Source organism: Bradyrhizobium sp. ORS 278, assembly GCF_000026145.1.
GTDB lineage: Bacteria > Pseudomonadota > Alphaproteobacteria > Rhizobiales > Xanthobacteraceae > Bradyrhizobium.
This window is the reverse complement of record NC_009445.1, coordinates 640,083-652,344: the sequence shown is the minus strand read 5'-3', so window position 1 is coordinate 652,344 and position 12,262 is coordinate 640,083. Positions and strand designations below refer to the sequence as shown.

Annotated in this window: 10 protein-coding genes; 1 reads left to right on the top strand and 9 read right to left on the bottom strand. The window is 65.2% G+C overall.

Translation table 11 applies throughout. From position 1 onward, the window contains the following. Positions 1–138: 138 nt before the first annotated feature. The 9 genes from BRADO_RS02940 to cobS all read right to left on the bottom strand — a co-directional run bounded on the left by BRADO_RS02940 (position 139) and on the right by cobS (position 11,297). A complete protein-coding gene (locus BRADO_RS02940; protein WP_011923825.1) occupies positions 139–978 on the bottom strand; it encodes an ABC transporter permease in 840 nt (279 codons plus the stop codon). Next, complete coding sequence (locus BRADO_RS02935; RefSeq protein WP_011923824.1) at positions 975–1,946, bottom strand: ABC transporter permease; 972 nt, start codon at positions 1,944–1,946, stop codon at positions 975–977. The genes BRADO_RS02940 and BRADO_RS02935 overlap by 4 nt, the downstream gene beginning before the upstream one ends. 287 nt (positions 1,947–2,233) lie before the next feature. After that, positions 2,234–3,781 carry an ABC transporter substrate-binding protein gene (locus tag BRADO_RS02930; protein WP_041756046.1) on the bottom strand — a complete coding sequence of 516 codons (1,548 nt, stop codon included), beginning with the start codon at positions 3,779–3,781 and terminating at the stop codon, positions 2,234–2,236. A 298-nt stretch (positions 3,782–4,079) separates the two neighbouring features. Beyond that, positions 4,080–4,505, bottom strand: a complete 426-nt coding sequence (locus tag BRADO_RS02925; RefSeq protein ID WP_011923822.1) for a hypothetical protein — start codon at positions 4,503–4,505, stop codon at positions 4,080–4,082. Between the two features lie 54 nt (positions 4,506–4,559). After that, positions 4,560–5,660 carry an LLM class flavin-dependent oxidoreductase gene (locus BRADO_RS02920; protein ID WP_011923821.1) on the bottom strand — a complete coding sequence of 367 codons (1,101 nt, stop codon included), beginning with the start codon at positions 5,658–5,660 and terminating at the stop codon, positions 4,560–4,562. A gap of 218 nt (positions 5,661–5,878) precedes the next feature. Beyond that, positions 5,879–6,991, bottom strand: coding sequence for an NADH:flavin oxidoreductase/NADH oxidase (locus BRADO_RS02915; RefSeq protein ID WP_011923820.1), 1,113 nt, complete (start codon positions 6,989–6,991; stop codon positions 5,879–5,881). A gap of 98 nt (positions 6,992–7,089) precedes the next feature. Continuing rightward, positions 7,090–8,166: an esterase-like activity of phytase family protein gene (locus BRADO_RS02910; protein WP_011923819.1), complete on the bottom strand. Its 1,077-nt coding sequence runs from the start codon at positions 8,164–8,166 to the stop codon at positions 7,090–7,092. Positions 8,167–8,233: 67 nt separating this feature from the next. Then, positions 8,234–10,138 (bottom strand): cobaltochelatase subunit CobT, encoded by a 1,905-nt coding sequence (cobT, locus tag BRADO_RS02905; protein WP_011923818.1) that lies wholly within the window; start codon positions 10,136–10,138, stop codon positions 8,234–8,236. Between the two features lie 160 nt (positions 10,139–10,298). Next, complete coding sequence (gene cobS / locus BRADO_RS02900; protein ID WP_035647724.1) at positions 10,299–11,297, bottom strand: cobaltochelatase subunit CobS; 999 nt, start codon at positions 11,295–11,297, stop codon at positions 10,299–10,301. A 298-nt stretch (positions 11,298–11,595) separates the two neighbouring features. Here cobS and BRADO_RS02895 point away from each other — a divergent pair, with 298 nt between their 5' ends. Beyond that, positions 11,596–12,252, top strand: a complete 657-nt coding sequence (locus tag BRADO_RS02895; RefSeq protein ID WP_011923817.1) for a DedA family protein — start codon at positions 11,596–11,598, stop codon at positions 12,250–12,252. Positions 12,253–12,262: the final 10 nt, after the last annotated feature.

Genomic DNA, 12,262 nt, shown 5'->3' with positions numbered 1-12,262 from the left:
GTGGGCAAAGGCGCGCCGATGCCGTGCTTTGTTTGCTGCGCTCCAGCCCGCGCCGTGCCCACCATCGGCAGACGAGATCGGCAATCGGTGGGCACGCTTCGCTTTGCCCACCCTACGGCAGTTGTTATCAGCCATCACTCACCTGCCTTCCCGCGACAGGCGCGGGTTCAACGCATCGTTCAGGCCCTCGCCGATCAGGTTGAGACCGAGCACGGCGAGCAGGATCGCCACGCCCGGAAATACCGTGATCCACCAGGCCTGGCGGATGACGGTACGGCCGGCGCCGACCATGTAGCCCCAGGAGATCAGATTGGGATCGCCGAGGCCGAGGAACGACAGCGAGGATTCGAGGAGGATCGCCGTCGCGACCATCAGCGATGCCAGCACGATCACGGGCGACAGCGCGTTGGGCAGGATCTCGCGCCAGATGATCCAGGCATTGCTCTGGCCGGTGACGATCGCCGCCTGGACGTATTCACGGGTGCGCAGGGAGAGCACCTCGCCGCGTACGAGGCGCGCCACCGGCGGCCAGCTGACGAGGCCGATGGCGGCGACGATCGAATAAATCGAGGGCTGAAGAATCGCGACCAGCACGATGGCCAGCGCGAAGCTCGGGATGGTCTGAAAGAATTCCGTGAAGCGCATCAGCGCATCGTCGACGCGGCCGCCGAAGTACCCCGCGATCGCTCCAAGGGGCACGCCGACGACGAGAGCGACCAGCGTCGACACCAGGCCGACCAGCAGTGAGACGCGGGCACCGAAGATCAGGCCGGCCAGCACGTCGCGCCCGAGCGCATCGGTCCCCAGCGGCACCTTCGCCAAGGTGAAGGGCGGCACGAAGGGCCGCTGCACCATGCGCCACGGGGAATTGGGGAAATAGAACGGTCCGGCCACCGCGATCACGATCGCAAGGATCAGGATGATCAGCCCGATGATGCCGCTCGGGCTGCGCAGCATGGTGCGCCAGAACTGCCTCATGACGCATACTCGATGCGCGGGTCGACCAGGCGATAGACGAGGTCGGTGACCAGGTTGAAGATCAGCACCATGGCCGAGGAGACCACGAACACGCCAAGCAGGAGATTGTAGTCGCGCTGAATCAGCGCGTCGTACATCAGCCTGCCGATGCCGGGCCAGGCGAACACGGTCTCCGTCAGCACGGCGCCGCCGACCAGGGTGCCGGCGTGGACGCCGGCCAATGTCACCACCGGCAGCAGCGCGTTGCGCAGCACGTGACGCCGCAGGATGACGCCGTCGCGCAGGCCCTTGGCGCGCGCGGTCTTGACGAAGTCGAGCCGTTTCACCTCGAGCATCGAGGCGCGGGTCATGCGGGTGTAGGTCGCCATGAAGAACAGGCCGAGCGTCGCTGCGGGCATCACCAGATGCGCGCCGACGTCGAGCGCGTGGCGCAGGCCGGTGTAGCCGGCGCCAACGGTCTCGTAGCCGAAGCTCGGCAGCCAATCGACCCAGACGGAGAACAGCAGGATCGCGATCAGCGCGATCCAGAACAGCGGCGTCGCGTAAAAGATCAGCGCGAGCACGGTGATTGCCGTATCGAGGAAGGTGCCGGCGAACCTTGCCGCCAGCGCACCGAACAGGACGCCGAGCACGAGCGAGATCGCGAATGCAGAGAGCGTCAGCAGCAGCGTCGCCGGAAGCCGCTCGACGATCAGCTTGGCGACCGGCGCCTGCTGGCGGAACGAGAAGCCGAGATCGAGGCTGGCGATGCCCTTGATGTAAATGAGCAGCTGCTCCGGCAGCGGACGGTCGAGGCCGAATTTTTCCCGCAGCTGCGCGACGAACATCTGGTCGGACGCGCCGGCTTCGCCGGCCATCACGACGGCGGGATCCCCCGGCGCCAGCCGGATCAGGAAGAAGTTCAGCACGACGATGGCGAGAAGGACGATGACGCCCTTCGCGACGCGCTGGACGATGAAGGAGAGCATGGAGGGCCCGTGATGGTCAGCTCGAGATGCAGGTGGAGCACCTGGGGCGCAGCGCACACCGCAGCGCCCCAGGACTATTGTTTGTCATCGGAGTTTTGCGCTCGTCTGCCTCAACGTCGTCATGGCCGGGCGTGTCCCGGCCATCCACGTCGTTCGGTACGCTGAGAACCACGTGGATGCCCGGGACAAGCCCGGGCATGACGGAGTAACAAACTGGCCGGATGGCATGCCGCGACAGCCCAATACGTCAATACACAAGCGTCCCGGATGCGCTCCGAATCCTGCCATCATTTGTCGAGCCAGGCGTCGCGGAAGCCGTCGTTGACGCCGACGCCGGTCGTGATCAGGTTCTTGACCTTGCATTTGGTGATGGTCGGGAACTGCAGCTCCAACAGCCAGGCCACCGGCACGTCCTCGACGAGGATCTTCTGCACCTTGTCGTAGGCCTCCTTGCGCTTGGCATCGGTCGGTGCCGTCGCGCCTTCGGCGAACAGCTTGTCGACCTCGGGGTTCGAATAGCCCTCGACATTGTTGAACAGCTGGCCCTTGGCGATGGCCGAGGTGATGTAGTTGCGCGAGACACCGAGCGCGGGATCACCATACTGATAGAGATAGGTGAAGGCGAGGTCGTAGTCCCACTCCATGATCTTCTGATTGCCGCCGGGCACGTCGGTGGCGATCGTCTCGATCGTCATGCCGACGTCCTGGAGGTTCTGCTTCACGGCCTCGCCCCAGCGCTGCCAAGTCTCGCCATAGGCCAGCGGCAGCATGCGGATCTTCTCGCCCTTGTAGCCGGCCTCCTTCAGCAGCGCCTTGGCCTTGGCGGGATCATAGGAGTACTTCGGTACGTCATCGGTGTAGAACTTGATGGTCGAGGCCGACGGGCCTGTCGCCACCTTGCCGAGCCCGTTCCAGATCACGTCCTTGGCGAAGTCGCGATCGATGGCGTACATGATCGCCTGCCGGACTTTCTTGTTGGCGAGAATCGGGTTGCGCAGGTTCAACCACATCCAGGAGAGCGGCGAGAAAAATTCCCAGCCAGCGCCGGTGACGCATGCGCCCGGCAGCTTGGAGACGCGCGGCACGTCGAAATTCTCGATCGAGCCGCCGGGCAGCACGTCGACCTTGCCGGTCTCGAAGGCCACGGCGCGCGCTGCCGCATCTGGAATGATCTGCCAGTAGACCTCGTCGAGATAGGGCTTTCCCTTCTCATGGTAGTTCGGGTTTTTCACCATGCGGATGAACGAGCCCTTCTGCCATTCCTTGAACATGAAGGGGCCGGTACCGATGGGCGCGTTGTTGTTCGGATTGGTCTTGTAGTCGGTGCCCTCGTAGAGATGCTTCGGCACCATCGGCAGCGAGCCGACCTCGAAGATGCCGATGAACGGACCGAACGGCTCCTTCAAGGTGAACACCACGGTGAGATCATCGGGCGCCTCGACCTTCTCGACCATGACCAGGTTGTTGCGGGCGCGCGCATGCGTCTGCTTCAGCATCTCGATCGAGAACAGCACGTCGGCCGAGGTGAACGGCTTGCCGTCGTGCCAGGTCACGCCGGGCTTCAGCTTGAACGTATAGGCCTTGGCGTCGGGGCTGATCGTCCAGCTCTCGGCGAGGCCGGGCAGCGGCTCGAGCTTCGGGCTGTAGCGCAGCAGACCTTCGAAAATGTTGCCGGACACCATCTGGGTCGGACCGTTCTGGACCATTGCCAGCATCAACCCCGGCGGCTCCGGCTGGATGACGGCGTTCACGACGCCGCCGATCTTCGGCTCCTCCGCATGAGCTGCGGACAATCCGCAGCCGATGACCATCCCCAACAACACCCGCTTCAACATGATGAGCTTCCCACATGATTCTGCGCGCTGCGATGCATCAAGCGCGCCAACGCGCCGACTACCGTCATGCGACGTTTCGATGCGGCGCTTGCTCTGGATGCATGGGACGGGCGGTAAACCGTTAGAATCCAGCCGGTCTGCGCAACGCATGCGTCGCGGAGAGCGTAATCCTGAAGCGGACGCAGCCCGCATCGTCTTCTTAGTTCCGCGCAGCAGAACTCATGTGCGACAACACCCCGCAACCGTCGCGAGGCGCTCGATCAAAGTCGCGACAATCAGCACAAAAATTGACCATCCCTCAGCGTCGCATGCGCGCGATCGCACCCGCGACGATCTGCATCGCAACGCCGATCACCCAGCCGGCCATGATGAGTGAGGTCCAGACAATGTGTGGATCTTCGCGGAGGATGATGATCCCCACGGCGAAGAAGGCTGTCAGCGTGGCGAAAAACGTCCCGACGGCGCTGAGGAATTCAGCCGCATCGATCTTGTTCTCGGCCGGCGTGCCCTCCTCGTGGGGATGGAACGGTATCTGGGGCGTGTCGATCCCGAGATAGAAGCCGAACGCGCCGGACAGCATCATCACCAGCAGGAAGCCTTGGGTGGTGAGCCACGGTACGCTGGAGCCGACATGCGCCCCCACGAACACACCGCATGCCGCGCCCGCCAAGGCAAGCCCCGACCGCTCGAGCACATGGGCTGACTGTCGGACGCGAATGCGCATGGCAATGACCTCGTCGATCGGACCGGCGCACCTGCGCCGGCCCGATCGCTGATATTACGCCGCCCTGGTCATATCGGCATTGAGATGGCGCAACCTCGGCATCACCTCGTGCTTCAGGAGGCGCAGCGAGTTGTGCCAGGCTTCCGGCTTGTGCTTGTAGTCGAAGCCGAACACGCACAGCGTCCCGAAGCCGCCGACCTCGTGCCAGATCTTCTCGATCTTCTCGGTCACCGTCGCCGGCGAGCCGATGATCCAGTTGCGCTTGGCGCAATAGTCCACCGTCACGTCGGTATCCGGCACGTCGGGCGAATGCTTGAGGTAGTCCTTGAAGCCGAAATGGCTCAGCAGCGGCAGGAAGTACTCGCCCATCATCCGGCCCATCATGTCGCCGGTCGAGAGCCGCCACGCCTCCTCATCGGTCTCGGCGACGAACACCTCGCGGACCAGCCGCCAATCGTTGCGGCTCGGCTTGCGCCCGGACTTGGCGGCGCCGGCCTCGACCGAATCCCAGTGCGACGACACATAGGCGGGGTTGAGATTGAGACTCATCGGAATGAAGCCGCGCTCGCCGGCGAGCTTGAGCGTATCGGAGTTCTTCGACAGACCTGCGACGCCGATCGGCGGATGCGGCGCCTGCACCGGCTTGATATGCGGCTTCAGGAAGTCAAACATCACGTCAGGCTTGGTCACCGTCCAGTACTTGCCCTTGTGCGTGAACGGCGCCGGCTCGGTCCATAGCCGCAGGATGATCTCCAGCGCCTCGCGCGTCATCTCGCGGTTCTGGCCGCTAATGCCGTCGACATTGAACATCGCCCAGTCGCTCGGCAGGCCGGATGCGGCAATGCCGAAATTGAGCCGGCCGTCGGAGAGATGATCCAGCATCGCGACGCGGTTGGCGAGCTCGGCCGGATGATGATAGGGCAGCAGGAAGCCGCCGGGGCCGAGGCGGATGTTCTTGGTCTCGCGGAACGCCTGCGCCAAAATCAGATCGGGCGCGGGATGCGGCTCCCATGGCGCGGTGTGATGCTCGCCGATCCAGGCTTCCTGATAGCCGAGCTCATCGAGCCAGCGCAGGACCTGAAGGTCCCACTCCTGCCCTTCCTTCAATCCGCACTCCGGCGGATGCGAGGGCATCGTGAAGTATCCGATTTCCATGGCGCTTTCCTCTCGCGTTTATACTGCGGCGCACCTTTGTGATGCGCTCATCGTCACGCGAGACGAAACACGACCAACGGAGTCGGCAACGCCGCACGTGGTCTGCGAAGTCTATCACTTCGTCGAACAGCGGCAATCGTTCGCTGTGTCGCTGGCGGAATGATGACCCGCGGATTTCTGCAATGCTGATCCGCGGGTCACGCTCGTTCAATTGCACGTCAGCGTGCGCCGAACGTCGTCCGGCCGAACAGCTCCTTGTGCGTCGAGGGCTGCGAGCGCCAATATTGCGGGGGCGCGGCAACCTGGCCGCCCAACTCGGCCGCCGCATGCCAGCCCCAGCGCGGGTCGTAGAGCATGCCGCGGGCGAGCGCGATCATGTCGGCCTTGCCGGAGGCCACGATCTCCTCCGCTTGCTGCGCCTGCGTGATGAGGCCGACCGCCATGGTCGGCAATCCCGTGGCCTTTTTCACCGCGTCTGCGAACGGCACCTGATAGCCGGGACCGAGCGTGATCTTCTGCAGCGGCGACGCACCACCCGAGGACACATCGATCCAGTCGACGCCGCGGCGCTTCAACTCGTTCGCAAAGGCAATCGTCTGGTCGAGATCCCAGCCGCCCTCGACCCAGTCGGTCGCCGAGACGCGCATGCCGACCGGCTTGTCCGCCGGGAAGACGGCGCGCACGGCATCGAAGACTTGGAGCGGGAAGCGCATGCGATTTTCGAGCGAGCCGCCGTAAGCGTCGCTGCGCCGATTGGCGATCGGCGACAGGAACTGATGCAGCAGATAGCCGTGCGCGCCATGCACCTCGATCGCATCGATCCCGAGGCGGGCAGCGCGCTGCGCCGCGGAGACGAACGCCTCTCGGATGCGCTGAAGGCCAGCGGTGTCGAGCGCCTCCGGGGCAAGCTCGCCCTCCTTATGCGGCAGCGCCGACGGCGCGACCGTCTGCCAGCCGCCCTCGCTCAGCGCGATCTGCTGGCCGCCATCCCACGGCTTGTGGCTGGAGCCCTTGCGGCCGGCATGGGCGAGCTGCATCGCGATCGCCGTTTTCGCATGCTTGCGTACCGAGGCGAGGATCGGCTTCAGCGCAGCTTCCGTCGCATCGTCCCACAGCCCGAGGCAGCCAGGCGTGATGCGTCCGATCGGCTCGACATGCGTCGCCTCGATGCAGAACATCGCCGCACCCGACAGCGCCAGCGTGTTGATGTGGGTGAAGTGCCAGTCATTGGCGGCGCCGTTCTCGGCCGAGTACTGGCACATCGGCGACACGACGATGCGGTTGGCAAGCTCCAGGCCGCGCAGCTTGATGGGAGTGAACAGGGCGCTCATGCTGAGTTCCAGGCTGACATGATGATGGGATGATCTCAGCCGCGAGTGTCGGCGATGGCTGCGACAGGGTCAACGCGGTCGCTGCGCCGCCTTGCGGCTCATTCCAGCAATGTGAACTGCAGGAGCAGCGTGCGCTGGATCATCGAGAAATTGTCGTCCGACACCAAGGTCAGCACGGTGTCGCCTTCCGGCGTGACATGCGCATCGATGCCTTCGAGGTTGTCGATCTCCTGGCCCAGATCGGCGGTGAAGATCGAGGGACCGTCGACCAGCGCCCCCGGCGCGATATCGGCAAGCTTGATGCGGCGGATCCGGATGCCGACGCCGCTGAGCAGGGAGAATTTGCGCTCCAGCACCAGCAGGTCGCCGGACGGCAACAGCACGGCGTCGCTGACGTCGAAATCATTGCTGCGGACGACGCTGAACTGAGCCATGGCGGGCCCACCGACCAGGAACGCCAGCAGATTGCCGTTCGCATCGAGGCCCCGTTCGGAGATCGCGATCACCGTCCCGGCCAGCGGCAGCCCCTTCGGCACGACCACCAGCGCCTCGAGTCCCTTGTTGTTCGGCAGCCGCCTGGCCGCGGGCGGCAGCGGCATGATCTCGCTGCGCGCGCCAGTGCCGCCTTTGGCGAAGTCATAGCGCAAGAGCAGATTGACGCGTTCGAGGCCGACATAGACGACGTCACCGTCGCGCGCGAGCGACTCGGAATCGTACCAGCCGCGATCGGTGATCGGCCGGCCGTCGGGACCGAGCAGCGGCGACGCCTCGACATCCGCGAGCCCCGCGATCTCGCGACCCGAATAGACGATCCGGCCGGTGAACCAGCCGCCCTTGTCGCTGACCGCGAGGAAACGCTCGCCTTTTGCATCGAGCCGCATGCCGGAGAGACCACCGAAGCCCGGACAGGACGAGGTCAGCGCGACGCCGCTGCGATATTGCAGCATCCCGAAGCGCTGTTGCGCCCGATCGCGCAGGTCGAACGCCGGCAATGGCCGCGCCTTGACCTCGATCTTCACGGTCGATGTGACGGAGTGCTCATCAAGGGCCGCGCGGCGCCGCACCGGAGGCGCGATCGATTGCGCGCCAGCCCCGCGGCAGATTGCGAATGCCGATATGCCGCCCAGGGTCAGCGCAAGAAAACGCCTGCGGTCGGCGATCGCCTGCAGCGTCATCGTCGGCGGGGCCCCCTTCCCCACCTCCTCAAGGGCGGAGGAGGACGCGTCCGATCGACCGACCGGCTTACGAGTGCAGCTTGCGCTTCGGTGCGCGCGCCGGCTGCTGCGGCGCCGCGTGCGTCTCCGTGAACAATTCGGCAAGCTTCTCGGTGATCGCGCCGCCAAGCTCCTCGGCGTCGACGATCGTCACCGCGCGACGATAATAGCGCGTTACGTCATGACCGATGCCGATCGCGATCAGCTCGACCGGCGAGCGGGTCTCGATCTCCTCGATGATGTGACGCAGGTGACGTTCCAGATAATTGCCGGGGTTGACCGACAGCGTGGAGTCGTCCACCGGCGCGCCGTCCGAGATCATCATCAGGATCTTGCGCTGCTCGGGCCGGCCGAGCAGGCGCTTGTGCGCCCAGTCCAGCGCCTCGCCGTCGATGTTCTCCTTCAGCAGCCCCTCGCGCATCATCAGGCCGAGATTCTTCCGAGCCCGGCGCCACGGCGCGTCGGCCGCCTTGTAGATGATGTGGCGGAGATCGTTGAGGCGGCCGGGATTGGCCGGCTTGCCAGCGGCAAGCCACGCCTCGCGCGACTGCCCGCCCTTCCACGCGCGCGTCGTGAAGCCGAGGATCTCGACCTTGACGCCGCAGCGCTCGAGCGTGCGGGCGAGAATGTCGGCGCAGGTCGCGGCGACCGTGATAGGGCGGCCGCGCATCGAGCCGGAATTGTCGAGCAAGAGCGTGACGACGGTGTCGCGGAAGGTCGCTTCCTTTTCGCGCATGAAGGACAGGGGCTGGTAGGGATCGATGACCACGCGCGACAGCCGCGCCGGATCGAGAATGCCCTCTTCGAGATCGAACTCCCAAGCGCGGTTCTGCTGCGCCATCAGGCGCCGCTGCAGCCGGTTGGCGAGCCGCGCCACGATGCCCTGGAGATGCGCGAGCTGCTTGTCGAGATAGGAGCGCAGCCGCTCCAGCTCGTCATGATCGCAGAGGTCCTCAGCCGCGATGATCTCATCGAACTTCGGCGCGAAGGCGTGATATTCGGGCCCGCGCGGCTCGTTGGCGCCACTGCGGTTTGGCCGCGTCGCCTCGCCCGGCGTCTCGTCGTCGCCGAGCTCGCCATCATCGAGCGTGTCGGACGCGGACGCCTGCGCGGCTTCCATCGCGCTCTCCGACATCTCGTCCGAGGTCGTCTGCGCCTGGTCGGCACTCATCTCCTGCGCGGCATCGGACTCGGGCGAGCCCTCGGCGCCGGACTGGTCATTGTCACCGTCGCGGTTGTCGTCGTTGTCCTCGTCCTCCTCGGAGTCGGCATTGCGCTCGTCGCCGAGATCGAGCGCCGAGAGGAGATCATGGACGAGATCGCCGAACTTGGCCTGATCCTCGGTGAAGCGGCCGAGTTCATCGAGCCGCGAGCCGATCCGGTCCTCCAGGAACGGGCGCCAGAGATCGACCACCTTGCGCGCCGCGTTCGGCGGCGCCATGCCGGTCAGCCGCTCGCGCACCAGCATCGCCAGCGCATCCGACAGCGGCGCGTCGGCACGGTCGGTGATCTCGTCATACTTGCCGCGATGGAAGTGATCGTCGAGCATCGCGGTGAGATTCTTGGCGACGCCGGCCATGCGCTTGGCGCCGATCGCCTCGACACGGGCCTGCTCGACCGCCTCGAACACGCCGCGGGCCTGCGGATTGCCGGGGATCAGCTTGCGGTGAATCTTCGGATCGTGACAGGCGAGCTTCAGCGCGATCGAATCGGCATGGCCGCGCACGACAGCGGCGTCACGCTTCGTCATCTTGCGCGCCGGCTCCGGCAGCCGCGCCTTGCCCGGCGCAAGGCCCGGCCGTTCGGCGGCGAAGGAGACTTCGAGCTCGGGCGATCGCGCAATGGCGCGCAGGCACCCCGTCACCGAGCGCTTGAACGGCTCGGTCGGCGCTTCCTTGGTACCGGGACGGAGTTTGCTGTTGGATGTGGTCATCTTGTCCCTGCGGCCTGTCGTCCCGGCGAACGCCGGGACCCATAGCCACCGGCGGTCATCTCATCGTGTCGAAGCCAACTCCGGCGCATCGCCGAAACGTCACGGCGTATCGGGGTCACGGCATATGTGTCCCGGCTGGAGGCCGGGACGACGCCTCATATCAGCTCAACGCGACGTTGACGGCGGATTCCGGCAGCTCCGCATTGAAGCAGCGCTGATAGAATTCCGCGACCAGCGGACGCTCGAGCTCGTCGCACTTGTTCAGGAAAGTGACGCGGAAGGCGAAGCCGATGTCGCCGAAGATCTCGGAGTTTTCCGCCCAGGTGATCACCGTGCGCGGGCTCATCACCGTTGACAGGTCGCCATTGGCGAAGGCGTTTCGCGTGAGATCGGCAAGCCGCACCATCTTGTTGACGGTGTCACGGCCCTGCGCGTTCTGATAATGCTTGGCCTTGGCCAGCACGATCTCGACCTCCTCGTCATGCGCGAGATAGTTGAGCGTCGTGACGATCGACCAGCGGTCCATCTGGCCCTGGTTGATCTGCTGTGTGCCGTGATACAGGCCCGAGGTGTCGCCGAGACCAATGGTGTTGGCGGTCGCGAACAGGCGGAACGCCGGGTGCGGCTTGATGACCTTGTTCTGGTCGAGCAGGGTAAGGCGGCCCGAGACCTCGAGCACGCGCTGGATCACGAACATCACGTCCGGGCGGCCGGCGTCGTACTCGTCGAACACCAGCGCCACGTTGTGCTGCAGGGCCCAGGGTAGGATGCCGTCACGGAACTCGGTGACCTGCTTGCCGTCCTTGACCACGATCGCGTCCTTGCCGACCAGGTCGATGCGGCTGATGTGGCTGTCGAGGTTGACGCGCACGCACGGCCAGTTCAGGCGGGCGGCGACCTGCTCGATATGCGTCGACTTGCCGGTGCCGTGGTAGCCGGTCACCATGACGCGGCGGTTCTTGGCGAAGCCGGCCAGGATCGCGAGCGTGGTGGCACGGTCGAAACGGTAGTCGGCATCGACCTCCGGCACGTGCGGATCGGTCGCGGAAAAGGCCGGCACCTCAAGGTCGCTGTCGATCCCGAACACCTGCCGCACCGACACCTTCATGTCGGGCACACCGGTCATCTCCTGCGCATTGGTCGTAGCGGCGGTCGTCATTCATCCTCCGAGGTCCCGGGCAATCCCGAAACCAGATTTCATGGTTTGGCTGCGGTTGAAAGGCTTCAACCGCCAGCCTAGCAGAGAGCGCGCGCGGGCAGAAGCCTAAGCCTTGATCAAAGTTCCGTCGTTATATCATCGAGATAGGCATGGGACGACGTTTTTGGAAGGCTGCCCTGCGTATCACGCCACCTTTTGGCCTCACCAGCACGCCCAGCATTCTGACGTGGCACTCGGGGCCGGGGTTCCTACTTATCGAACAGCTCGTCATGTCTCCGTCATACCCAGCAGGATCCGCGTGGCCCATCTACTCGACCCCCTGATCGCCTTCGTGTCAGCCCATGCGGGGCTGGCCTATCTCACCCTGTTCATGGCGGCGCTGCTGGAGGCGGTTCCGATCGTGGGCTCGGTGGTCCCGGGCACGACAATTATCCTGGCGCTGAGCGCGCTGATCCCGGGCGGCGAGCTGACGCTGCAATGGGTGCTGGCGGCCGCCATCCTCGGCGCCGTGATCGGCGATGGCGGCGCGTTCTGGGTCGGTCATCGCCAGCAGCGCGAGATCCTGACGAGTTGGCCGTTCTCGAACTATCCGCGCCTGGTGGCGCAGAGCGAGGCGTTCTTCCACCGCTTCGGCACCTTGGCGATCTTCTTCGCCCGGTTCGTGGCGCCGATCCGCGCCGTGGTGCCGATCACCGCGGGCGCGCTCGACATTCCGCCGGCGCGCTTCTACGCGGTGAATATTCCCGCGATCGTGCTGTGGGCCTGCGCCCACGTGCTGCCTGGCGTGTTCGCCGTGCAGCTGCTGCATCGCTATGGCGGCATTTCGCATCACAGCCATATCGCGAAGTCGACCTGGATCATCGCCGCGGTCGCCGGCACGATCGTGGTCTGGCTGGTGCTGCGGATGGTGCGGAAGCGGCGCGAGACGCAGCTGGCGACTGGCTCTGCCGAATAGGCGGGGCCGC